Origin of the sequence: Bradyrhizobium sp. WBOS08 (genome assembly GCF_024585125.1) — a bacterium.
Taxonomy (GTDB): Bacteria; Pseudomonadota; Alphaproteobacteria; order Rhizobiales; family Xanthobacteraceae; genus Bradyrhizobium; species Bradyrhizobium japonicum_B.
In genome coordinates this window covers 4,336,450-4,359,376 of record NZ_CP028988.1, presented here as the reverse complement: position 1 = coordinate 4,359,376, position 22,927 = coordinate 4,336,450, and the positions used below count along the sequence as shown (strand labels likewise).

Sequence of the window (22,927 nt, the reverse complement as noted above, 5' to 3'; positions counted from 1 at the left end):
CGAACGAGCTCAACTGCGCTTGCGCGAGGTCGGGTCGAGGCGCTGCCTTTGTGCTCTCATGCGCTTGATCTCCTTTTGGAGCGCTTCGATCTTCTCGTCGCGCTGCTCCGTCCCGGTCTTCTGCAGTTCGTCGCGGCGCAGCTTTTCGAGCGCCTTCTCAACCGAGAGCTTGGTCGTGCCGGCCATGATACTGTCCTCGTCCTGATGTGCCGATAGCGATGCTGCTATCTCGCTAGTCCTCCGAACCAGGCACCGAAATAGCCGGCATACAGCGCCGGAATTTCGAGGTTCATCGAATGTCCCACACCGGGCACGATCACGAGACGGCAGTCCGGCATCGCCGCCGCCATCGCTCGCAGATCCGAAGGCGGAATCCACCCGTCCCGCTCTCCCCACAGCACCAGGTGCGGATGCCGGATTTCGGCCATTCGACGCTCCAGTTCCTTGCTTTCCCACTCCCGATTGAGATTGACGGGCGTGCCGATCCAGATACCCTCGGAGACGCTGAAGGTCTGCTCGAGGATACGCTCGAACAAGCGTTGGATATCTCCAAGCCCTTCCCGAAACCGCGGTACCGAGTGCGGCGCAAGACTCTCAGGCACGAACAGTGAGGATGCAGCAGTCGCCATTACCGCCCGCGTCACCTCCTTGCTCGCCATCATCGCGCGAAAGACGTCGATCTGAGCGGCGCTGAACGCCATGCCCAACGGCGTAATCGGATCGAGCGCGAATACCCGCCCGAACCGTTGCGGCTGCATCAGCAGCATCCGCGCGGCGATGATGCCGCCGGTGGAATGGGTGGCGAGGTGGCAGAACCGGATGCCGAGCGCATCGAGGGCGGCGAGCATATCCTGCGCATGCTGCTGCATGGCGTAATTGGAATAGTCCGCGACCGGCTTTGGCCGGTCGCTATCGCCGCAACCGCGCCAGTCGATGCCGATCACGCGCAGCCCCGAGGGAAATAGCGGCGCGGCGAGCTCGTTCCAGTCCTTGCTGGCGAGATTGCCGTGGACGAAGACGACGGTGACGTCGCCTCCCCCCCACTCCCGCCAGCCCAGCTGGACTTCACCCGCCTGCACTCTTGGCATGATCGAGGGCCTACTTGTTCAGGCCGGCCGTGGGAGCCGCGCCCGGGGGCGTCGGCGCCACCGGCAATGCCGAGACCACTGCGCCCTTGATCATGCGATCCGTGCCCATCGGAGAAGAGGTGTCGACCATTCCTCTGGTCACGAAATCCACGACGTCCGCCGGGAATTCCACCGGATTGTCGGTGTGAATGAAGTGCCCGGTTTCCGGATAGATCTTCAGAAGCGGCCGGTTGCCGGCATTGGTCATGCGCGACATGAAGGGTGTGATGGCGTCGCGGCCAAGATCCGTCAGTCCGTTGAAAGCCGGTGTCGGGATGAACGGCTCCTTGTCGCCGAACGAGAGGAAGATCGGCGCCTTGATCTGGGTCAGCCGCTCGTAGAGGTTCTTCGGATTGTCCTGCTGCAGCTCGGCGCCGATGGTGTAGACGTCATAGATGAAGACGTTGCACCATTGTTCGAGTTCTTTCGGATTGCCTTTGATCAAGCCGACGCGCTGCTCGGTGTGAAGGCGGGCATATTCGCTGTCGCTGAAGAAGTAGCCGCTCTTGGAGGCCGAGACCACGTTGGTCTCGGGATCGCGCTTCTTGAAGTAGAAGAAGTCGCGGACATTCTGCTCCGAACGTTTCATCTCGGCGTCGAGGATGCCGGTCGGACCCCAGGCTGCCTTCCACTTGTCGAAGTCGTGGTCGAAGGCCTGGTCGAACAGTCTCGCCTTCTTGTCCTTGGCGATCGTGATGTCGCGCGGATATTCCTCGAGGCCGGAGGGCGCTTCGAGGGCGAGACCCTGGACGGCATCCGGCCACGTCAGAGCGTAACCCATCACGAACTGGCCGCCCAGCGAATGGCCGAGATAGTACGCCTTCTTGACGCCGAGTTGGTTGACGACGAGGTCGTAGATCACCTCGCGCATGTCCTGCATGGTGCGAGCCGGGCTCTTGTCGAGATTGCCGGGTCCGGACATGCCGTAGTGCGGCAGATCGGGCGCGATCACACGCACACCGCTGCGCAGGGCATATTGCATCACGTTGCCGTAGTGCCCGGCGAAGGCGCCCTTGCCATGGATGATGACCAGCACCTTCGGATCCCTGTCGGTGCCGGCATACTCGTCCATGTAGCCGATCTGCCAGGAGTTGCCGCTGCTGTCCTTGGCGTTGGCATACTTGACCGGATAGGGATAGGTCACGAACTCCTTCCAGAAGGATTTCTTCGGATCGATGTTCTCGGCCACACCAGCTACCCGGTAGTTTTTGTCATCGAACGTCTGCGCGCGATCCAGCGCCGCGACGTCGTCCATGAAGGCGACGAACTTCGGATCGTTCTTGCGCTGGTTGATGATCGGGAACACACCGTAGTGCGCAACTGGGCTTTCCTGGGCGATGAGGTCTGCGCCGGGGACCCGGTCAACTGCCTTCTCGGCCAGCTTGAAGTTCAGCCAAAGGTCGTTGGTGATGTGCATCACGAGCGTGCGCGAGCGAATGCGGCCGAGATAGGGATTGACGTTGTGGGTCTCGCCGACCCGGTTGCGCCAGACGAGATCGACGGCGTCATAGAGCTTGGCGCGATTGGTGACGTTCAGCCCCGCCTTCTCGTTCGGCGGGTCCCAGTAGAAGATCTCCGGCTGCACCGCCTTCCAGTTCTGGCTCGTGCGGAAGGCGAAATCGTAGCCTGTCATGCCCAGGATCGACCAGCCGAAGGCGACGCCGGGCACAGGGTGTTTCTCCTTGGGCAGCTTGTAATAGTCGCCCTTGGTGGCCTGCCAGACCGGATCGGCCTCGATCGCGGCGGTCATCATCTGGAAGGTCCAGTTGCCGACGGGGTCATCGCCATCCGACTGCGTAGTGCCGCCGATAGGCATGATCGCACCGACATACTCCGGGTGCATCACGCCCCAGACGTATGTCTGGGTGCCGCCCATAGAGACGCCGGTGACCAGCGCGGCGCGCGCGATCTTCAGGCCGTCGCGCAGCATCCGGTAGTTGGCCTGTACCATGTCGTAGTAGCTGTATTGGGGAAACTTGATGCCGAGCCCGTCGGACGGCTTGCTGGCACCCCAGGTGCCGAGCGGGTCCACCATGACGACATAATAGCGATCGGTATCGATCGGCCGGCCCGGGCCGATGATGGGCACACCACCCGACAAGGCGGCGCCCTTGACCCATTGCTCGTACATGTCGGTGGAATCGCCGGAATAGTAGGAATTGACGATCACCGCATTGGTGATCTCGCCGGCCGCGTTGCGGCGGGCATTGCCGATCGCGATATAGGCGGTCCGCAGCTTGCCTGCGCCCAGCGATTCAAGCGTGACGCCGCCCTCGCCGCCATTCTCCCATTTCGAGCGATCGGAAAGGTCGTACTTGCCGCCGAGCCGGAAGTTCGCAATTTCGTAGGTCTTCTTCAGTTCATCGTGCTGCATCTGCGACGAGCGGCGCGTGAACGGCTGCGCAAGCGCGAGCGAGGTGCCGATCAGCAGCAAAACTGCACTCACGAGCAGGCGACGCATGGCCTCACTCCCCTTCATGGCGATTTCCTCCTGCGATTGCTTGATCGGACGCTAGGAGGCGCCGCGCGGCATCCTTTGACTTAACTCAATGGATTGCGGAAGTTCTGGCCGAGGATGCTTCGGCATCAAATTACCCGCGGGATCGCCGCAATGCCTTTGCTCAGCCACGGCTCGTATCGGATCCGCTACGAGCTTGACGGCCCTGCCGACGCGCCGGCCTATGTGCTGGTCAACGGCCTGACGCAGTATGCCGAGCTGTGGACCGCCTATCGCGATGCGCTCATCGCTCGCGGTTTCCGCGTCGCAACGTTCGATCTGCTCGGCCAGGGCGAGTCCGACAAGCCAACGCTCTTCATCAGTCAGGACGATCAGGTCACGGCCTTGCACCTCTTGATCCAGGAGCTCGGCAGCGGGCCCGTGTTCCTGAGCGGGATCAGCTTCGGCGGTCTGATCGCGCTGCGCTATGCCATCGCACATGGCGACCGGTTGTCCGGGCTGGTCCCGATGAGCTGCTTTGCCGAGCTGCCCCCGCAACTCTTCCTGCTCGGCAATGCGCTGCGCACCGGCCTGATCCTCGGCGGCACCAGCTACCTGCAGGATTTACTGCTGCCGATGAATGTCTCCGACCATTGGCTGGCGCCGGTGCTGGACAAGCTCGACAGCGTGAAGCGGCAGGGCTGGCTCGCGAACGATGTTTACGCCTTGCAAAACCTGATGGAATCCTTTCTCGACTTCCAGCCGCTGACGCCGCAACTGCCGTCGATCGGCATGCCCACAATGATCCTGAACGGCGAGTTCGACTTCCTCACGCCACGCGCGCTGCACGAGACGCTGCGCGTTCAAATTCCCGACAGCAGCCTCGTCATCATCCCCCGGGCCTATCATGCCTTCACGCTGGAGAAGCCGGCACTGACCGCCGATCTGCTCGCCCGCTTCGCGGATGACGTGATGACCGGACGCTGGCAGGGCAACAAGTCGGTCTGGATCGCCCCGGACGAGGCCGGCGGCGAGCTCACGCCGTTTCCCGCCGGCTACGATCATCTGCGCGCGATTCCGGTCAAGGGAGCGGTCGCATGAGCGCCTGCTTCGGACCGCTCGATTCCGACGGTCGCGTGCCTGCCCGGCAGCAGACCCGCGTCGCGAGCTTCCTGATTTCAGCCCATGGTGCGCTGGGGCGTCGCTTCGCTCTCGCCTTGCCGCCGAGGCTGGAATCAGCCTGGCAAACCGAACTGAACGCGCAGTTCTATAACGAGTCGGAGATCGTTTCTCTGCTGCTGCGTGCAACGAATTGGACGCAGGACCTCGCCCTCTTCTATCTGGCTGCCGCCTGGGAGACCGCCTGGTTTCCCGCACCGGCGGCGGGCATTCCAGATCCAACCCTGGCGCTTGCCGTGGATCTTGCGACCCTCGCCCACGCCGTTCACGCCGGCATCAGGCCGGCGGCGCTGCTTCCGGTGGAGGCGAATCCGAACGATCCCTTCGCGATGGCACTCCGGCGCGTCGAGTTCGAAAGCGGCCGGCTGCTGCAGGCGCAAATCATGTTCCTGAAAGGCGAACGCCTCGTGCCGTTTCGCGACGCCGTAAGCGACGCGCTCGAGCGGCGCCACGCCGAGGTGCGCAAGCTATGGCGCGAGATGCTCGAGAGCATCGGCATGACTTCGCGCAACCAGAATGACGCGAAGCCTTGACCCAAATCAAGGGATTGCGCGCACCGCCCGCCAACATTCGGCGGACGAACCGATCGGAGTTTCACCATGAGGGCCGTATCCGTCGAAGAAGCCGTCGCGATGATCCCGGCCGGCGCGAGCGTCATGGTCGGCGGCTTCATGGGCGTCGGGACGCCGGAACGTTTGCTCGACGAATTGGTCCGACAGAAGAAGAACGATCTCACGATCATCAGCAACGACGCGGCCACGCCGGGCAAAGGAGTCGGCAAGCTGTTTGACGCAACGCTGGTGTCGCGGTTGACCGCCACCCACATCGGTCTCAATCCGAAGGCGCAGCAGCAAATGCTGACGAACCAGGTCGCAGTCGATCTGATTCCACAGGGTACTTTCGCCGAGCGTATCCGCGCCGGCGGCAGCGGCTTGGGCGGCGTGCTCACGCCGACCGGGGTCGGCACGCTGGTCGCGGAAGGCAAGCGCCAGATCGAGGTTGACGGCAGGCCGTATCTGCTCGAAACCGCGCTGCGCGCGCAGTTCGCGCTGGTGCACGCCTTCCTCGCCGACTACCTCGGCAATCTCTCCTATGCGTTGACCTCCCGGAATTTCAATCCGGTGATGGCCATGGCGGCCGATACCGTGATCGTGACCGCGGAGCACATCGTGCCCGTTGGCGTCATCGCGCCCGACCACGTCGTGACACCGGCACCGCTGGTCGACTATCTCATCACCAACGCGAACGGGTGAGGTCATGGATGCACAGGAGATCATCGCTCGCCGTGTTGCGCAGGAGCTCAAGCCGGGCAACCTCGTCAATCTCGGCATCGGCATTCCAACGCTCGTCGCCAATTATGTCTCGCCCGACCTGAAGGTGTTCTTCCAGTCCGAGAACGGGCTGATCGGCACTGGGCCCATTCCCGAGCAGGGGCTGGAGCACCCGCTGCTCACGGATGCCGGTGGAAAGCCGATCAGCGCGCTGCCGGGCGCGAGCACGTTCGACAGCGCAATGTCCTTTGCATTGATCCGCGGCGGCCATGTCGATGTCACCGTGCTCGGCGGCCTGCAGGTCGACGCAGGCGGTCACCTCGCCAATTGGATGATCCCCGGCAAGATGGTGCCCGGCATGGGCGGTGCGATGGATCTGGTCAGCGGCGCCAAACGGGTCATCGTCGCCATGCAGCATGCGGCGAAGGGCAAGTCGAAGATCGTCAAGCAGTGCAACCTGCCGCTGACTTCCAGCCGGCCGGTGAGCTTGGTGGTCACCGATCTCGCGGTGATCAGCTTTCCCGATGGCAAGGCCACCCTGATCGAGACCGCCCCCGGCGTCAGCGTCGGCGAAGTCATGGCCGTCACCGACGCCGAGCTTCTCATCGGTGACCGCGTTCCCGAAATGAAGATATGAGCGGGCGAAGCACCATGCGCGTATTCAGCGATTTCAAAGAGATCAAGGCGGCCGTCGGCACCGAGATCGGGGTAAGCGATTGGGTTGAAGTCACCCAGGAACGGATCAACCAGTTTGCAGAAGCGACCTGCGACGAGCAGTGGATCCACGTCGACCAGGAGCGCGCCAGGAAAGAGATGCCGGGTGGCAAAACCATCGCCCACGGGCTGCTGTCGCTAGCGCTCGCGCCCCTCTTCATCCGATCGGTGATCGGCCTGAAGGGCTTGCGCAATACCCTCAACTATGGCGCGGACCGGATCCGCTACCTGGCACCCGTGCCGGCAGGATCCAGACTGCGAGGACGCGTGACCGTTGCCGAAGCCGAGGACGTGCCTCCTGACGGCTTGCGCGCGAACTACCATCTCGTGATCGAGATCGAAGGCGGCACGAAGCCGGCGTGTGTCGCCGAACTGATCGCGCTGCACTATCGGTAAGCGCTGGCGCGATCGGTTGGAGTATCATCTAGTCAATGATGTGATAGCCGCCATCGATGTACAGCACACCGCCCGTCATCAGCTTGGCGCCGTCGAGCGCCAGGAACGCGGTGGCGTTGCCGACGTCGTCGATGCTTACCAAACTGCGAGCCGGCGCCTTCGATTGCGCCTTGTCCATCAGCTCGTCGAATTCAGGAATGCCTGAGGCTGCGCGGGTGGCCAGCGGTCCCGGCGAGATCGCATGCACACGGATGCCCTTCGGGCCCAGCTCGGCCGCCGCGTAACGAACCGCCGATTCCAGCGCCGCCTTCGCCACACCCATGATGTTGTAGTTCTCGACCACCATCTGGCTGCCATAATAGGTCATGGTGAACATCGTGCCGCCGTTCTTCATCAGTGGCTCGGCCAGATGAGCCATCCGCAGGAAGGACCAGCAGGAGACCTCCATGGTCTTGAGGAAACCCTCGCGGCCGACGTCGACGACCCGGCCGTGCAGCGCTTCTTTGGGCGAGAACGCGATCGAGTGCAGCAGAAAGTCCAGCTGCCCCCACTCTTTCGCGATTCGTTCGAAGACCTGCTCCGTCTGCCCTTCGGCCATGACGTCGAGCGGCACGAAGATCGGCGCTTGCAGCGCCTGCGCGAGCGGCTCGACGTGCTTCTTCGCGCGGTCATTGAGATAGGTCACGGCGAGCTCGGCTCCGAGCGCCCGAAAAGCCCTGGCGCAGCCCCAGGCGATGGATTGATCGTTGGCGATACCGACGACGAGCCCCTTCTTGCCCTTCAAGGCGACCTTGGTATCCGGATAAACGGGAATCATGACACCCTCTCTTGTCTGGGGTTGCTCGATGGTGTGCTCATCAGAAGCGACAGCGTGTGCTGCGCAATCATCAGCTCTTCGTCGGTCGGGACGACGAAAACCGGAACGAGGCTGCCGGGCTGCGAGATCAATTGCGCATGACGCGCGTTCTGGACCGGATCAAGCGCCACGCCGAGCCAACCGAGCTGCTCGACGACGCGGGCGCGAAGGGTTGCGGAGTTCTCGCCGATCCCGGCGGTGAAGACGAAGGCGTCGAGACCTTGCAGAGCGGCCGCCAGCATGCCGGCGTTGAGGCCGATCCGATAGGCGAAATAGTCGATGGCAAGCTTTGCTTTGGGATCCTCGCTCTTTTCCAGCTCGCGCATGTCGTTGCTGACTCCGGAAAGGCCTTTCAACCCGCATTCGCGATAGAGGAAGTCCTGCACGCCCGCAGCCGACATGCCTTTCTCGGCCATGAGGTAGAGCACGACGCCCGGATCGAGCTGGCCCGGCCGCGTTCCCATCGGCAGACCATCCAGTGCGGTGAAGCCCATGGTGCTCTCGACGCTCCGCCCATTCTTCATGGCGCACATCGAAGCGCCGCTGCCGAGGTGAGCCACGATCACCCGGCGCTTTGCGATCTCTGGGGCGACGTTCGGCAGGTTCCGGGCGATGTACTCATAGGATAGGCCATGAAAGCCGTAGCGCCGCACGCCCTCGGCATGAAGCTGATGCGGGATCGCGTAATAGTCCGCCAGAGACCCATGTGTGCGATGGAATGCGGTGTCGAAGCAGGCGACCTGCGGCAACGCCGGAAAGTTCGTCAGAATCGAGCGGATCGGGGCGAGGTTGTGCGGCTGGTGCAGCGGTGCAAGGTTGGCGAAGCGCTCCAGCCGGGCCACCACGCCGTGATCGATCAAGACCGGCTTGTCGTAGTCCGGGCCGCCATGAACCACCCGATGCCCGACTGCAATCGGGTGAATGCGAAGCTCCTCGCGGAGCCAGGCGCCGGCGATGCCCATCGCAGTTGAAACGTCCGGCACCGCTTCGATCGGGTAGGCGCGGTCGGCCAGGGGATCGCCCGCCGCGCCGCTTGCCTTCAGCCGCGGACGGCTGCCGATACCGTCCATCTGGCCCTTGATCTGCCGCCGCAGCCGGCCCTCACCCTCGACCGAGAAAATCTGGAACTTGACGCTGGAAGAGCCGGCGTTGACGATGAGAATCGTATCCATGGTGGTCACGCCGCAATCGTCGGGGCGCGCTGGCGCCGCGCGTTGGCGTAAAGCGATGCCACCGCACAAGAGGCCATTCGCGCCCGCGCCGTATCGGCCCGCGAGGTCAAGACCACCGGCACCCGGGCGCCGAGCACGATGCCGGCGCCATCGGCCTCGGCGAAGTAGGCGAGGTTCTTTGCCAACATGTTGCCGGCCTCGAGATCGGGAACGACGAGAATCTGCGCCCGGCCTGCGACCTCTGACTTGATGCCTTTGATGCGGGCCGCCTCCGGGTCGATCGCATTGTCGAACGCCAGCGGCCCGTCGAGCACGCCACCGGTGATCTGGCCGCGATCTGCCATCTTGCACAGCGCGGCCGCCTCGATGGTCGATGGAATCTTGGAGGTGACGGTCTCGACCGCCGACAGGATGGCCACGCGCGGTGCCTTGCCGAAGCCGGCCTCCACATAGAGATCGATTGCGTTCTGGATGATGTCACGCTTTGCATCGAGGTCGGGAAAGATGTTGATGGCAGCGTCCGTGACGAACAAGGTCTCGGCATAGGCCGGCACGTCCATGACGAACACATGGCTGATGCGGCGATCGGTGCGCAGACCTCCGGCCTTTGCCGTGACGGCCCGCATCAGCTCGTCCGTGTGCAGGCTGCCCTTCATCAGCATCTCGCCCTTTGCAGCGTGGACCAGCTCGACCCCTTTGCTGGCGGCGTCCTCGCTATGCGCGGCATCGACGACCTCGAAGCCCGAGATGTCGAGATCGAACTTTCTGGCGGTATCCCTGACCTTGCCTTCAGGGCCGACCAGGATGGGCCGGATGATGCCGGCCTGTGCGCTGTCGATGGCCCCACGCAGCGAAGTCTCGTCGCAGGGATGCACCACGATGGTTGGGACCGCAGGAACGGCCCTGGCTGCCGCGATCAGCCGATCGTACTTGCTGGACGATTGCGATGGCCCGGTTTCCGCTGCCATGACTTTGCTCCCGATCCTCTGAACGGCCGCTACGACGCTCTCGCCTGGTCGAAAGGGGCAACGTTGTTCGTGCTCCCTTCTTCCGTGTTGAGGCCAAGAAGCGCCGCAATTCGCTGGAAGCGCCTTGCGGGCTCACCGACAAGCTCGCCGCTGGCTGAGAGCACGTCCTGCATGGACTCGAACAGACTCCGGCGCTGATTGACATCATCAGGCAGCATTCTTGAGATGGCTGCGAGGGCTCCCTCCTGATCCAGGAGCAGCATGAAGAACTGCTCTCGAACCAGCATCTTGAACTCGGCAAGCGACAGACGCGGCCCGCCGTAGTCGCGCCGGACCCGGCGGAGCGCCTCGATGCTGCGCTCGTCGACCATTCCCCGGGCCGAACCGATGTAGAGCAGGCTCCGGATGGCTGCTTCACGAGGCCCACCCTCGCCGATCCTGGACCTCAGTTCGGCAATCCGCGCCTCCAGCATCGCCCGGTGCTCGGCTGACATTTCCCGCCGGCGCGACGACTCTGACTTTGGATCGATCCCCAGCGCTGCCTGCACGGCCGGCGATCCGTAGAGATTGAGAAAGACCGTCTCGCTCAGAGCCTCGGTCGCGTCGCGCCAGCTATCGAGCGCATGGACGATCTGTTTGGACATCTGCTCCTGGAACGCCAGAAACGGATTATCCTTCGACACCGGCTTGCGCTTGTCCTCGATCTCTTCTGCCGCAGATTTGACGGTCGCCATCAGCGGGTTCTGGCTGCTGAAGGCCTCGTACTGCAGCCGCAATGGATGCAGGTTGCGCATCGTTTCCGCCACTTGCGGGCTCACGACGTTCTTGATCCAGGGCTGGACGAACTTCCGGTAAGCGGCGAGATTGATCTCGGAGACACGCTTGGCGGCGGCGAAACGCCGTTCGTCCTCGGGCGAATTGCCGCCCATCGCCCGGATGTCGTCGAGCGTCCGCGCCTCGCAGCGCATGACCCACTTGCCGACGACAAGATCCGAGCTCGTCGTCTCCTCGTCCTTGGCCTCGAAAGTCGCCTCATAGAGCCCCGGCGGCAGCACATCGATCAGATCGATATTCTCGGAGAATTCCGCATGCTCTTTCTTGGCGACGCCGCCGGAGACGAAAATACCGAGATGTCCGACGCTCTGGTGGACGGTATAGACGATGGTCTGCCCGTAAGCCCTGATCTCGTCGACATCCGCGTAGCAATCCAGAATCCAGTCCAGCGCTTGCTGCGGGGGCGTGACGTTATCGCCCTCGGAGCAGAACACCAGAATGGGCGATCGAATGTTTCGCAGGTCCACCTTCTTGCCGTCGGACATCTCGATCCTGCCCGCGGCCAGGTTGTTGCCGATGAACAATTCATCGACGATGAACTGGATTTCCTCGGCGTTGAGATTGACGTGGCCGCCCCACCAGCGCTCGAATTCGAGATAACGGTCGGCTTCGGTGTCGACCTTCGAATAGACGTTGTACTGCTTGGTCCACAATGTGTTGGACGGATTCTGGTTCTCGAAATTCTGCACCAGCCAGGCGCCGTCGAACTTGCCGGCACCGAGGTCGCTGGCAAGCGCGGTCAGCCAGCTTCCCCCAAGCAGTCCGCCCGAGTAACGCATCGGATACTTGCCGTGCACTCCGGCCCAATAGGCCAGCGGCGCGCCGGCGATGATGATCGGCCCGAACAGCTCTGGCCGCAACGACGCCAGGATCATGACAGCCCAGCCAGCCTGGCAATTGCCGATCACGCAGGGTTTGCCATCGGCCTTGGGATGCAGGCTGATCACCTTTTCGATGAACAGCGCCTCAGCGCGAGCGATGCGCTCGATGGTCTGTCCCGGCATCGGCTCCGGCAGGAAGCCGACGAAATAGCAGGGATGACCCGCTTTCATCGCGACGCCGATCTCGCTGTCGGCCTTGAAGCCACCGATGCCCGGGCCGTGCCCGGCGCGTGGATCGACCACGATGAACGGCCGTCGCTCGGGATTGATCTCGACGCCCTTGGGCGGAATGATGCGCACCAATGCGTAGTTGACCGGCTCATCGAGCTTGCGGCCATCGATGATCAGTTCGGCGGCATATTGCAGGACATGCGGAGCGGTCTGCGCGACGTGCTCGCGATACTGGTCGCCTCGTCGGCGCATGATGTCCAGGAACAGCACGCTGCGCTGCCCTGCGTCGACCAGATATTCGACCGCCGAGGCGACAAGCCCGGACAGGGGGCCGCCCGGTAGATTTGGAGCTTCCATCGACATGTTCCGACCTCTCTCGTCCGCGCATCCATTGAGAGCGCGAGGGCGCCGGGATACGTTGACTTAGGTCAACGGTCGGCCCGATAGAGACAGCGTCAGCGGACCTGCCGTGGTGACGTCGGGCTCGAAGCCGACGGTAAGGACCATCAGCTCCTCTCATGTGAGGCTGGCGCAGCGTCCTCACGGGCGCACTTCGCCCCCATCTTTTGCGAGCCAGATGTTGATGCTCACCAGCAGATCACATTTGGCCAGCCGCCGCAGCATATCCTCGATCTGGTCGATGGCCTGCACGGCCGTCGTCGGGTCGTTGATGGCGGGGGACAGCGCCTTGATCGCGACATCGACGAGAAGCCGCATCGCATATTTCGGGTCCTGCTCGAAAGTGCGCTGCTCGTCGAGATGAACGCATGCACCCAGCTGCTTCTCTCCAACGAGGGCATTCGCTCCGTGCGCATGCAGGATCACGCTGCCTTCGAGCAAGGTATCCCCGACACCGCACTCCAGCATGATCAGGCCGTCCATGCGGCGGGCATGGCCAACCAGCCCGGCGATGTCGATCGACGTCACCGATTGCGGATTGCCGATATGCCTGACCGTCAGCTCCGGCGGACCTTGGAAAGGTTGCGCTCGCACGGTCTTGCCGGACGTGCGCCACGGGACCGCCTGGTACGTGCCGACGATGACCTGCCGGCCGATATCGCCCAGCGCCTGCAGCACCCGTATGATCTGGAGATTGTTCAAGCGCTGTACAAGCTGCGCCAGCATCAACACGCTCGCCACCAGCATGGCTGCGACGATCGCGGCCGAGAGAAATGGCACGCCTTCAGCCCCCTGGCGATCGACCCAGGCCAGCGTGGAAAGGCTGTACATAAAGGTCGCGACGAACATACCGAGCGAGTGGAACAGCAGCCGATCCCGCGCAAACCAGACCACGAGACGGGGCGAATAGACCACGGCATTGAACTGAACGAGCACGAAAGCGATCGAAAACACGATGCCGGTCAGCGCCATCATGCCCGAGGCAACCGCCGACAGGTAAGCCTGGGCGGAGGACGTCGACAGATTGAGGCTGACCGCCAAGAACGTCGCTTCCAGGCGCGGCACCAGAAAGCCGGCCGCGACGCTCCCGATCGCGTCGAGCGTGGGTATCAGCCAAAGCTGCATGCCACTTCCTTTCACCGCCCGAATGCCGTCCGGTCCGCTCGGCACGTGACAGCATCCTCGCGCTCCCGCGCGGTTCGTTGATCTTGATCAAGGGTGCGTACCGCCCGCTGGGATCAATGCTGACCTCTTGGGCGGGCGCCACGTTCACGTCTTTGGACGGGAGCTCGTATCGCCGCTATGACCGCGACAAGATCAGCATCGGTCGATCGCTGATGCTCGGCCTATAGATCGGTGGCGGCGGACATCGTGAAAACGATCGCGTTCGGACATCAAGCCACGCGGCTCGGTCATCGGGACAGCCCGCTCATGCCCAATCCTGGCGGCCGAAGGTGTGCGGCACGGCGCGCGGCCTGTGCGAGCCAAAGTAGCGCCACGTTAGGGGCCACCCCAAAGCAGCAGCACGGGGTGGTCGTTCGGACGCTCAGAAAACATGCGGGCGATCTGGCTGGGGCGGGAGGGATCGAACCTCCGAATGGCGGAATCAAAATCCGCTGCCTTACCGCTTGGCTACGCCCCATCAGGCGACCGAGGAACGACGGGAGAGCCAGCCCCCCGCAGATTCCCGTCGGTCGCAGCCGGTCTATAGGGAGAGGCCCGGCATTTCAACCGCCTGGAGGGTCAAAATACCACACCGATCCGCCATGCCTCACTCCATTATGGAGAACCTGGAGGATCCGGCGGGCACCCGGCCGGCCTTGCGGGCATTGAGACCGCCCCCGTTTCGTGAGAATACGGCGCCAATATTTGTCCACGGGAGTGAGCCATGACCTACCGCGCGCCGATCAATGACATGCTGCTGTCGCTCAACCATGGCGCCGGCCTCAAGGCTGCCGTGGAGGCCGGTCATTACGGCGATTTCGACGCGGACATCGCCGCGGCGGTGCTGGAGGAGGCCGGCAAGTTCGCAACCGACGTGCTGGCGCCGCTCAACAAGGTGGGCGATGAGCACGGCATCAAGCTCGACGACGGCAAGGTCACGACCGCGCCGGGCTGGCCGGACGCCTACAAGCGCTGGACCGAAGGCGGTTGGAACGCGGTGTCCGGCCCCGAAGATTTCGGCGGCCAGGGCCTGCCGATCGCGATCAATGCCGCCTGCACCGAGATCTGGAGCGCGGCCAACGTCGCCTTCGGCCTCTGCCCGCTGCTGACGGCCTCGGCGATCGAGGCGCTGGACGCGCATGGCAGCGACGAGCTGAAGAAGATCTATCTGGAGAAGCTCGTCTCGGGCGAATGGACCGGCACGATGCAGCTGACCGAGCCGCAGGCCGGCTCCGACGTGGGCGCACTGCGCACCCGCGCCGAGAAGCAGGCCGACGGCACCTATCGGATCAAGGGGACGAAGATCTTCATCACCTATGGCGAACACGACATGACCGACAACATCGTACATTTCGTGCTGGCCCGCCTGCCCGATGCGCCCGCCGGCACCAAGGGCATCTCGCTGTTCCTGGTGCCCAAGTTCATGGTCAATGCGGACGGTTCGCTCGGCGCACGCAACGACATCTTCGCCAGCGGCGTCGAGCACAAGCTCGGCATGCATGCCTCCCCCACTTGCACCATGACCATGGGCGATCACGGCGGCGCCATCGGCTTCCTGATCGGCGAAGAGAACCAGGGCATGCGCTGCATGTTCACGATGATGAACCAGGCCCGCCTCGGCGTCGGCCTCGAGGGCGTCGGCGTTGCCGACCGCGCCTACCAGCAGGCGCTGTCATATGCCCAGGAGCGCAAGCAGGGCCGCGCGGTCGGCAGCAAGACCGACGGCTCGGACGCGATCTTCGTTCATCCCGACGTCAAGCGCATGCTGATGCGGATGCGGGCGCAGACGGCCGCCGCGCGCACCATCTGCTATGCGACCGCGGTCGCGATCGACGTCTCGACACGCGCCAAGGACCCGAAGGTGCGCGCTGAAGCCGCCGCGCGCGCGGCGCTGCTGACGCCGATGGCCAAGGCCTATTCCACCGACATCGGCAACGAGGTCGCCTATCTCGGCGTGCAGATCCATGGCGGCATGGGCTTCATCGAGGAGACCGGCGCGGCACAGCACTACCGCGACGCCCGCATCACCGCGATCTACGAGGGCACCAACGGCATCCAGGCGATCGATCTCGTCACGCGCAAGTTAGCTGCCAATGGCGGTGCCTCGGTATGGGCGCTGCTCGACGAGCTCGCGGCAACCGTCAAGAAGGTCGAGGCCTCCAACGATCCCGCTTTCGGCACCACAGGAGCCAAATTGCGCGAGGCGCTGGAGGCGCTGACGCGCACCAGCAAGTGGCTGCTGGAGCGCGTCACGTCGGCACCGAACGATGCGCTCGCCGGCGCGACGCCCTACTTGCAGCAGTTCGGGGCCACGCTCGGCGGCTGCCTGCTCGCGTCCGAGGCGCTCGCCGCCAAGGCCGACGGCAACACCGACGCCGCGCGCTACGTCTCCCTTGCGCGCTTCTTCGCCGAGAACATCACCGTGCAGGCCGGCGCGCTCGAGCGCACGGTCACGGAGAGCGCGGAATCGGTCGCTGCGGCGGATGCGGTGCTGCTGGGATAGGTTGCTTGATGTGTCCCGGACGCACTGCAATGCGTAGCGTTGTCGTGCAGGGTTCGGGACACATGGCAGGGAAGAGATCGCGGCGACATGGGCCCCGGCTCTGCAGCGCACCGCTGAAGTAGCGCTGCGCTGCGTCCGGGGCACGAGGGGCAAACCCGGCTCAAAGTTGCGACGCCGCGGCCGTCGCCTCTCTTCTCAAGGGAGTCGCGAGCCTCGGGAATGACGGCGAGAAACGTTCGTGAAATCTTCGCGCTGAACGATTAATCTGGCTCGATGCGATACAAATCCATCTTCGCCGCACTCGCCCTCGCCTGCGCCTTCCCCGCCTCCGCCCAGACCGCAGCCCCCGTCGAGCTGCGCATCCTCGCGATCAACGATTTCCACGGCAATTTGCGGCCGCCGCCGGGCGGCATCCGCATCGGAGATCCCGAGGACAAGAGCAAGAAGGTGATGGTGGCGGCCGGCGGCGCCGAATATTTGGCGACGCTGGTCAAGCAACTGCGCGAAGGGCACAAGAACACGATCTTCGTCGCCGCCGGCGATCTGATCGGCGCGAGCCCGTTCCTGTCGGCGATGTTTCACGACGAGCCTTCGATCGAATCGCTGTCGATGATGGGGCTGGCGATCACCTCCGTCGGCAATCACGAATTCGACGAGGGCACGACCGAGCTGCTCAGGATGCAGAACGGCGGCTGCCATCCGGTCGACGGCTGCCAGGGGCCGCATCCCTTCACGGGCGCCAAATTCCGCTATCTGGCGGCATCCACCATCGAGACCGCGACCGGCAACAGCGTGCTGCCGCCCTACGAGATCAGGGAATTCGACGGTATTCCAATCGCCTTCATCGGGCTGACCTTGAAGGAGACCGCGGGCATCGTCTCGCCAGCGGGCATCAAGGGGCTCGAATTCCGCGACGAGGCCGAGACGGTGAACGCGCTGGTGCCGCAGTTGAAGGCGCGCGGCGTCGAGGCCATCGTGGTTTTGATCCACCAGGGCGGCGATCCCTCAGGCGACTACAACGAATGTCCCGCCATCACCGGGCCGATCGTTGACATCGTGAAGAAGTTCGACCGCGCCGTCGACGTCGTCGTCAGCGGTCACACGCACCGCGCCTATGTCTGCGATATCGACGGGCGGCTCGTCACCAGCGGCGACAAGTACGGCACGCTGGTCACGGCGATCGACCTCAAGCTCGATCCCGCGACACGCGACATCGTCGGCGCGAAATCCGAGAACGTCATCGTCGCCAATGCTTCGCTGGCCAGGGATCCCGAGCAGACCGCATTGATCGACGCCTACGACAAGCTCTCCGCGCCGATCGCCAACCGGCCCGCCGGCTCGGTGACCCAGACATTGTCGCGCGTGCCGAACGAGGCCGGCGAAAGCGCCCTCGGCGACATCATCGCCGACGCGCAATTGCTCGCAACCCGCGATGCCAAGGATGGCAGCGCTGTCATTGCGCTGACCAATCCCGGCGGTATCCGCACCGACATCGTGCCGAAGGAGAACGGCGCGATTTCCTTCGGCGATGTCTTCGCCAGCCAGCCGTTCCGCAATCGCCTCGTCACGATCACGCTGACCGGCAGCCAGCTCAAGGACATGCTGGAGCAGCAATGGCTCGATCCGAAGCGGCCGCGGATCCTCCAGGTGTCGAACGGATTCAGCTATGCCTGGGATGCGTCGAAGCCATTCGGCGAGCGCGTGATCCCCGAGAGGATGACGCTGGGCGGCCGGCCGATCGAGCCCGGCAGCGGCTACCGGGTCACGCTCAATGATTACCTTGCGGTCGGGGGCGACGGTTTTACCGTCGCCCAACAGGGCACGTCGCCACAATATGGCGGTTACGACGCCGACGCGCTGTTTGCGTTCTTCCGGACGCACGGGCCGATCGGTCCGCTGCCGCCGACCCGCATCCTGCGGGTGAATTGATCCGGATCAAACGGCCGGGTCCGGACGCCCCTTTGCCATTGCCGCCCAAGCGCCTAGATTGGGTTTTGCATTGCGTTTTGGCGCCGGATGCGCCAAGCGACGACGAAAGCCCGTTTCTTGTGAGGCCGACCTGATGAGCACGCTTCTCCTTTCCCACAAGGCCTGCCTCGACCATGTCACCCCGCCGGGACACCCTGAGAGGCCGGATCGCCTGCGTGCGGTGGAGGAGGCGCTGTCGCATGAGCGTTTCCAGTTCCTGGCGCGCGATCAGGCTCCGGAAGGCGATCTCGATCTCGTCACGCTCTGCCACAACGAGCACTACGTCACCGAGCTGCGTCACATCGCGCCGGCCAGCGGCCAGGTCTATATCGACGGCGACACGTCGATGTCGCCGGGCACGTGGGAAGCGGTGATGCGCGGCGTCGGCGGTGCGGTTGCGGCGACCGAAGCGGTGATGGCGGGCGAGCATCGCAACGCCTTCGTCGCGGTGCGTCCGCCCGGGCATCACGCCGAGATCGGCAAGCCGATGGGCTTCTGCTTCTTCGACAACGTTGCGATCGCCGCGCGCCATGCGCAGCGCAAGTACGGCATCAAGCGCGCCGCCATCGTCGATTTCGACGTGCATCACGGCAACGGCACGCAGGACATCTTCTGGTCGGACCCCACGGTAATGTACTGCTCGACGCACCAGATGCCGCTGTTTCCGGGCACCGGTGCCAAGGGCGAGCGCGGCGACCACGACACCATCGTCAACGCGCCGCTCGCCTCCGAGGACGGCGGTCCGGAATTCCGCGCCGCGTTCGAGAACTTGATCCTGCCGCAGCTCGAAAAATTCAGCCCCGAGCTGCTCGTCATCTCCGCCGGCTTCGACGCGCATTACCGCGATCCGCTGGCCTCGCTGAACCTGCGCGCGGAGGATTATGCCTGGGTGACGCGCAAGCTGATGGATCTCGCCGACAAGACCGCCGGAGGGCGTGTTGTCTCGGTGCTCGAGGGCGGCTATGACCTGCAAGGATTGAAAGAATCTGTTACGGCGCATGTCGGCGCCCTGATGGGCGCCTGAAAGCACTCGCCACATTAAGCCCGCAAAACCCGCCTTCACTGCGGGCCAAGCGAATCGGGCAATCGGAAACGGATATGGCCGAAAACACCCAAGTCGACGTCTCCAGGCTCACCTTCGAGCGCGCGATCGAGGAACTCGAGACGATCGTGAAGCGGCTCGAGGATGGCAAGGTGCCGCTCGAGGAATCCGTGACGATCTACGAGCGTGGCGAAGCGCTGAAGCGCCGCTGCGAAGAGCTGCTGCGCCAGGCCGAGGCGCGGGTCGACAAAATCACCACCGATGCCACCGGCCAAGCCTCCGGCACGGCGCCGCTCGACGTTCAATAGGCCGAGGCCCTGTCCATTTCCGACCGCACTTGGTGAAATGTCTTCGCTGGGCTGCCATGTCCGCATGATCGCACGCAGCGTGCCCGCGACGGGCCCGGTTCCATGACGATCGGCCTGGATGGTCCGGCTCCGAACGGTTCCCTGGGCGAGAGGGCGCACAACAGCGCGAAAAGCCTGACAAGGGACCGGGCAAATCTGGAACCCGGCCTTGCGCGCCACGGTTAACCACTCTGGCCCGCCGGTTGCACCTGCATACCCCTAATCGGTCCGGCGGGTTGGCTTTGGCCTCAGCTTTGGTGTAAAGCTGCGCGGAGTGTGGCTTTTTGCAAGCCTTGCGTGGGCACCGATTACCGACGACAAGAGCTTCAAACTGCTAATGAAATTGGCTTGGGACGGACGAAGCCGATCTAAGTGACAGGGATCACAGAGACTGAACCGGAGCGCACTTAAGCTTACCTAAGCTTGAAGACGGGGCTTTGCCCCATGCAGGTGGCTCCGACGGTTAGGACTCGCGCTGCGCCGATATTGTGCAAACCCATCGCGCACCGGAACGACCTTCCGGCGCTGACAAATTGGAAATCGCCGTGAACGCATACAGTAAAACGCCGCTTCTCGACACCATCCGGACGCCGGAAGACCTGCGCAAGCTCAACGTCGAGCAGGTTCGCCAGGTCGCCGACGAGCTGCGGCAGGAGACCATCGATGCCGTCTCGGTGACCGGCGGTCACTTCGGCGCGGGCCTCGGCGTGGTCGAGCTCACCACCGCGATCCATTACGTCTTCGACACGCCGCGCGACCGGCTGATCTGGGACGTCGGCCACCAGGCCTATCCGCACAAGATCCTCACCGGCCGGCGCGACCGCATCCGCACCCTGCGCACGGGCGGCGGCCTGTCCGGCTTCACCAAGCGCAGCGAGAGCGATTACGATCCGTTCGGCGCGGCGCATTCCTCGACCTCGATCTCCGCCGGCCTCGGCATGGCGGTGGCGCGCGACCTCTCCGGCGGCAAGAACAACGTCATAGCCGTGATCGGTGACGGGGCGATGTCGGCCGGCATGGCCTACGAGGCCATGAACAATGCGGGTGCGATGAACTCGCGCCTGATCGTCATTCTCAACGACAACGACATGTCGATTGCGCCGCCGGTCGGCGCCATGAGCGCCTATCTGTCGCGCCTCTACTCCGGCAAGACCTATCGCACGCTGCGCGATGCGGCCAAGCAGATCAACAAGCGCCTGCCCAAGATCATCGCCAACCGCGCCAACCGCGTCGAGGAATATTCCCGCGGCTTCATGATGGACGGCGGCACGCTGTTCGAGGAGCTCGGCTTCTACTATGTCGGCCCGATCGACGGCCACAATCTCGACCACCTGCTGCCCGTGCTGAAGAACGTCCGCGACATGGAGACGGGCCCGATCCTGGTCCACGTCGTGACGCAGAAGGGCAAGGGCTACGGCCCGGCGGAAGCGTCCGCCGACAAGTACCACGCCGTCGTCAAGTTCGACGTCGCCACCGGCACCCAGGCGAAAGCCAAGCCGAACGCGCCGGCCTATCAGAACGTGTTCGGCCAGAGCCTCGTCAAGGAAGCCCAGAAGGATGACAAGATCGTCGCCATCACCGCGGCGATGCCGTCGGGCACCGGCGTCGACATCTTCAACAAGGCCTTCCCCGACCGCACCTTCGACGTCGGTATCGCCGAGCAGCACGCGGTGACGTTCGCCGCGGGTCTCGCCACCGAAGGCTACAAGCCGTTCTGCGCGATCTACTCGACCTTCCTGCAGCGCGGCTACGACCAGATCGTGCACGACGTCGCGATCCAGAGCCTGCCAGTCCGCTTCGCCATCGACCGCGCCGGTCTGGTCGGCGCCGACGGCGCGACGCATGCCGGCTCGTTCGACAACGCCTATCTCGGCTGCCTGCCCAACATGGTGATCATGGCGGCGGCCGATGAGGCCGAGCTCGTCCACATGGTGGCGACCCAGGTGGCGATCAACGACCGTCCGAGCTCGCTGCGCTATCCGCGCGGCGAAGGCCGCGGCATCGAGATGCCCGAGGTCGGCATTCCGCTCGAGATCGGCAAGGGTCGCATGATCCGCCAGGGCAGCAAGATCGCCCTGCTCTCCTTCGGCACGCGCCTCGCCGAATGCGAGAAGGCCGCCGACGAGCTCGCCGCTCACGGCCTGTCCACCACGATCGCGGACGCGCGCTTCATGAAGCCGCTCGACACCGAGCTGGTGCTCAAGCTCGCCCGCGACCACGAGATCCTGATCACGATCGAGGAAGGCTCGGTCGGCGGCTTCGGCTCGCATGTCGCGCAATTCCTGACCGACCAGGGCGTGCTCGACAGCGGCATGGTCAAGTTCCGCTCGATGGTGCTGCCCGACGTGTTCCAGGATCACGACACGCCCGCCGCGATGTACGCCCGCGCCGGCCTCGACGCCAAGGGCATCGTCGCCAAGGTGTTCGAAGCGCTCGGCAAGGACGTCAAGGCCGAGACGGTCAAGCTGGCCTGATCGTCGCGGCAGACGCTGAACCCCACCTCTCCCATAGGGCTACGGCATTCACACATCGTTGTTGAAGACCGAAAGGATGTCTGATTCCGTGTCCATCCTGGACAGGAGGATGGCATGGAGCTCGGACTGGGACGGTTTGGCGACCGTCGCCTGGAAAAAGGGGGGCTATTACGGCAAGCCGGGTCCGGTCGTCATGCTTCAGGGTTGGCTCGAGTTCCAAGCCATGAAACGCGGCGCCCACCTCATGCTCCCCCCACGGGATAACCAGAGTGATGTGTGAATCCAGTAGCCCATAGGGAGAGGTCGGATTGCTCTTGGCGATGCGAAGCATCGTCCAGTGCAATCCGGGTGAGGGGTTCGGGTCCCACGTGAGAGCTTAACCCCTCACCCGGCGCTACGCGCCGACCTCTCCCCATGGGAGAGGTATTGCACCGCGCTCGCCGTTTGGCAGGGTTACTTCCATGAGAATCTATCTGGCAGGTCCCGACGTGTTCCTGCCGGATGCCATCGAGATCGGCCGTCGCAAGGTCGATGTCTGCGCCGCGCACGGCCTGACCGGCCTCTATCCCCTCGACAACGCGATCGACCTTGTGGCGCCCGATGCCTCCAGGCAGATCTTCTGCGGCAACGAGGCGATGATGGACGCGGCCGATGCCATCATCGCCAACCTCACCCCGTTCCGCGGCGCCGGCGCCGATCCCGGCACCGTCTACGAGCTCGGCTACATGGCCGGCCGAGGCAAGTTCTGCCTCGCTTATTCCAATGACGGCGCCGCCTATGCCGACCGCCTCAGCCGCTTCATGGACGTCACGTCCGAGGACGGGCGGCTGATCGACGCGCAGGGCCTGACCGTCGAGGATTTCGGCCTCGTCGACAATCTCATGATGATCCATGCGCTGGAGCTGCATGGCTGCCCGCTGGTGACGCCGGCCGCGGCCCCCATCGACGTCTGGCACGATCTGGCCGCGTTCGAGGCTTGCGTCCGGATGGCGGCCGCGCGATTGATCGCTACATAAGCCTTTCA

The 22,927-nt window shown here is 64.0% G+C and carries 19 protein-coding genes and 1 tRNA gene; 11 read left to right on the top strand and 9 right to left on the bottom strand.

The window, feature by feature from the left end:
- Positions 1-9 precede the first annotated feature (9 nt).
- The 3 genes from DCM80_RS20555 to DCM80_RS20545 are packed head-to-tail and all read right to left on the bottom strand — an operon-like array spanning position 10 to position 3,606.
- The gene (locus DCM80_RS20555) at positions 10-186 is read right to left on the bottom strand and encodes a hypothetical protein (RefSeq protein ID WP_257193384.1); all 177 of its coding nucleotides are present in this window, start codon (positions 184-186) and stop codon (positions 10-12) included.
- Between the two features lie 38 nt (positions 187-224).
- A complete protein-coding gene (locus tag DCM80_RS20550; RefSeq protein ID WP_257193383.1) occupies positions 225-1,088 on the bottom strand; it encodes an alpha/beta fold hydrolase in 864 nt (287 codons plus the stop codon).
- Between the two features lie 10 nt (positions 1,089-1,098).
- Complete coding sequence (locus DCM80_RS20545; RefSeq protein ID WP_373569361.1) at positions 1,099-3,606, bottom strand: alpha/beta hydrolase; 2,508 nt, start codon at positions 3,604-3,606, stop codon at positions 1,099-1,101.
- A gap of 132 nt (positions 3,607-3,738) precedes the next feature.
- Here DCM80_RS20545 and DCM80_RS20540 point away from each other — a divergent pair, with 132 nt between their 5' ends.
- The 5 genes from DCM80_RS20540 to DCM80_RS20520 all read left to right on the top strand — a co-directional run bounded on the left by DCM80_RS20540 (position 3,739) and on the right by DCM80_RS20520 (position 7,124).
- On the top strand, positions 3,739-4,665 hold the full coding sequence (locus DCM80_RS20540; RefSeq protein ID WP_257193380.1) for an alpha/beta fold hydrolase: 927 nt from the start codon (positions 3,739-3,741) through the stop codon (positions 4,663-4,665).
- Complete coding sequence (locus tag DCM80_RS20535) at positions 4,662-5,276, top strand: hypothetical protein (RefSeq protein WP_257193379.1); 615 nt, start codon at positions 4,662-4,664, stop codon at positions 5,274-5,276. Before DCM80_RS20540 ends, DCM80_RS20535 begins: the two co-directional genes overlap by 4 nt.
- Before the next feature lie 66 nt (positions 5,277-5,342).
- The gene (locus DCM80_RS20530; protein ID WP_257193377.1) at positions 5,343-5,996 is read left to right on the top strand and encodes a CoA transferase subunit A; all 654 of its coding nucleotides are present in this window, start codon (positions 5,343-5,345) and stop codon (positions 5,994-5,996) included.
- Positions 5,997-6,000: 4 nt separating this feature from the next.
- Positions 6,001-6,651, top strand: a complete 651-nt coding sequence (locus tag DCM80_RS20525) for a 3-oxoacid CoA-transferase subunit B (protein WP_257193376.1) — start codon at positions 6,001-6,003, stop codon at positions 6,649-6,651.
- 14 nt (positions 6,652-6,665) lie between these two features.
- Positions 6,666-7,124, top strand: coding sequence for a MaoC family dehydratase (locus DCM80_RS20520; RefSeq protein ID WP_257193375.1), 459 nt, complete (start codon positions 6,666-6,668; stop codon positions 7,122-7,124).
- 28 nt (positions 7,125-7,152) lie between these two features.
- On the opposite strand, the gene fabI is transcribed toward DCM80_RS20520, so the two are convergent.
- The 6 genes from fabI to DCM80_RS20490 form a co-directional block, all read right to left on the bottom strand.
- Entirely contained in the window at positions 7,153-7,941 is a 789-nt protein-coding gene (fabI, locus tag DCM80_RS20515) for an enoyl-ACP reductase FabI (protein WP_257193374.1), read from the bottom strand.
- The gene (locus tag DCM80_RS20510) at positions 7,938-9,152 is read right to left on the bottom strand and encodes an acetate/propionate family kinase (protein ID WP_257193373.1); all 1,215 of its coding nucleotides are present in this window, start codon (positions 9,150-9,152) and stop codon (positions 7,938-7,940) included. Before DCM80_RS20510 ends, fabI begins: the two co-directional genes overlap by 4 nt.
- 5 nt (positions 9,153-9,157) lie before the next feature.
- Entirely contained in the window at positions 9,158-10,120 is a 963-nt protein-coding gene (locus DCM80_RS20505; RefSeq protein ID WP_257193372.1) for a phosphate acetyltransferase, read from the bottom strand.
- A 29-nt stretch (positions 10,121-10,149) separates the two neighbouring features.
- Positions 10,150-12,369 carry a DUF3141 domain-containing protein gene (locus tag DCM80_RS20500; protein WP_257193371.1) on the bottom strand — a complete coding sequence of 740 codons (2,220 nt, stop codon included), beginning with the start codon at positions 12,367-12,369 and terminating at the stop codon, positions 10,150-10,152.
- A gap of 177 nt (positions 12,370-12,546) precedes the next feature.
- Positions 12,547-13,530, bottom strand: a complete 984-nt coding sequence (locus DCM80_RS20495; RefSeq protein ID WP_257193370.1) for a DUF2254 domain-containing protein — start codon at positions 13,528-13,530, stop codon at positions 12,547-12,549.
- Between the two features lie 442 nt (positions 13,531-13,972).
- Positions 13,973-14,047 (bottom strand) — tRNA-Gln (locus DCM80_RS20490).
- A gap of 246 nt (positions 14,048-14,293) precedes the next feature.
- Between DCM80_RS20490 and DCM80_RS20485 the strand changes: the two genes are divergently transcribed.
- The 6 genes from DCM80_RS20485 to DCM80_RS20460 all read left to right on the top strand — a co-directional run bounded on the left by DCM80_RS20485 (position 14,294) and on the right by DCM80_RS20460 (position 22,919).
- Positions 14,294-16,072: an acyl-CoA dehydrogenase gene (locus tag DCM80_RS20485; RefSeq protein WP_257193369.1), complete on the top strand. Its 1,779-nt coding sequence runs from the start codon at positions 14,294-14,296 to the stop codon at positions 16,070-16,072.
- A gap of 273 nt (positions 16,073-16,345) precedes the next feature.
- Positions 16,346-18,001, top strand: coding sequence for a bifunctional UDP-sugar hydrolase/5'-nucleotidase (locus DCM80_RS20480; RefSeq protein ID WP_257193368.1), 1,656 nt, complete (start codon positions 16,346-16,348; stop codon positions 17,999-18,001).
- A gap of 133 nt (positions 18,002-18,134) precedes the next feature.
- Positions 18,135-19,064, top strand: coding sequence for a histone deacetylase family protein (locus DCM80_RS20475; protein ID WP_257193367.1), 930 nt, complete (start codon positions 18,135-18,137; stop codon positions 19,062-19,064).
- 74 nt (positions 19,065-19,138) lie between these two features.
- Positions 19,139-19,390, top strand: a complete 252-nt coding sequence (locus DCM80_RS20470; RefSeq protein WP_257193366.1) for an exodeoxyribonuclease VII small subunit — start codon at positions 19,139-19,141, stop codon at positions 19,388-19,390.
- A 584-nt stretch (positions 19,391-19,974) separates the two neighbouring features.
- Entirely contained in the window at positions 19,975-21,903 is a 1,929-nt protein-coding gene (dxs, locus tag DCM80_RS20465) for a 1-deoxy-D-xylulose-5-phosphate synthase (RefSeq protein WP_257193365.1), read from the top strand.
- A 461-nt stretch (positions 21,904-22,364) separates the two neighbouring features.
- On the top strand, positions 22,365-22,919 hold the full coding sequence (locus DCM80_RS20460; RefSeq protein WP_257193364.1) for a nucleoside 2-deoxyribosyltransferase: 555 nt from the start codon (positions 22,365-22,367) through the stop codon (positions 22,917-22,919).
- Positions 22,920-22,927 lie beyond the last annotated feature (8 nt).

Coding starts and splice junctions, on each gene's coding strand:
- DCM80_RS20555 (WP_257193384.1), bottom strand. CDS start 186: ATGGCCGGCACGACCAAGCTCTCGGTTGAGAAGGCGCTCGAAAAGCTG.
- DCM80_RS20550 (WP_257193383.1), bottom strand. CDS start 1,088: ATGCCAAGAGTGCAGGCGGGTGAAGTCCAGCTGGGCTGGCGGGAGTGG.
- DCM80_RS20545 (WP_373569361.1), bottom strand. CDS start 3,606: ATGAAGGGGAGTGAGGCCATGCGTCGCCTGCTCGTGAGTGCAGTTTTG.
- DCM80_RS20540 (WP_257193380.1), top strand. CDS start 3,739: ATGCCTTTGCTCAGCCACGGCTCGTATCGGATCCGCTACGAGCTTGAC.
- DCM80_RS20535 (WP_257193379.1), top strand. CDS start 4,662: ATGAGCGCCTGCTTCGGACCGCTCGATTCCGACGGTCGCGTGCCTGCC.
- DCM80_RS20530 (WP_257193377.1), top strand. CDS start 5,343: ATGAGGGCCGTATCCGTCGAAGAAGCCGTCGCGATGATCCCGGCCGGC.
- DCM80_RS20525 (WP_257193376.1), top strand. CDS start 6,001: ATGGATGCACAGGAGATCATCGCTCGCCGTGTTGCGCAGGAGCTCAAG.
- DCM80_RS20520 (WP_257193375.1), top strand. CDS start 6,666: ATGCGCGTATTCAGCGATTTCAAAGAGATCAAGGCGGCCGTCGGCACC.
- fabI (WP_257193374.1), bottom strand. CDS start 7,941: ATGATTCCCGTTTATCCGGATACCAAGGTCGCCTTGAAGGGCAAGAAG.
- DCM80_RS20510 (WP_257193373.1), bottom strand. CDS start 9,152: ATGGATACGATTCTCATCGTCAACGCCGGCTCTTCCAGCGTCAAGTTC.
- DCM80_RS20505 (WP_257193372.1), bottom strand. CDS start 10,120: ATGGCAGCGGAAACCGGGCCATCGCAATCGTCCAGCAAGTACGATCGG.
- DCM80_RS20500 (WP_257193371.1), bottom strand. CDS start 12,369: ATGTCGATGGAAGCTCCAAATCTACCGGGCGGCCCCCTGTCCGGGCTT.
- DCM80_RS20495 (WP_257193370.1), bottom strand. CDS start 13,530: ATGCAGCTTTGGCTGATACCCACGCTCGACGCGATCGGGAGCGTCGCG.
- DCM80_RS20485 (WP_257193369.1), top strand. CDS start 14,294: ATGACCTACCGCGCGCCGATCAATGACATGCTGCTGTCGCTCAACCAT.
- DCM80_RS20480 (WP_257193368.1), top strand. CDS start 16,346: ATGCGATACAAATCCATCTTCGCCGCACTCGCCCTCGCCTGCGCCTTC.
- DCM80_RS20475 (WP_257193367.1), top strand. CDS start 18,135: ATGAGCACGCTTCTCCTTTCCCACAAGGCCTGCCTCGACCATGTCACC.
- DCM80_RS20470 (WP_257193366.1), top strand. CDS start 19,139: ATGGCCGAAAACACCCAAGTCGACGTCTCCAGGCTCACCTTCGAGCGC.
- DCM80_RS20460 (WP_257193364.1), top strand. CDS start 22,365: ATGAGAATCTATCTGGCAGGTCCCGACGTGTTCCTGCCGGATGCCATC.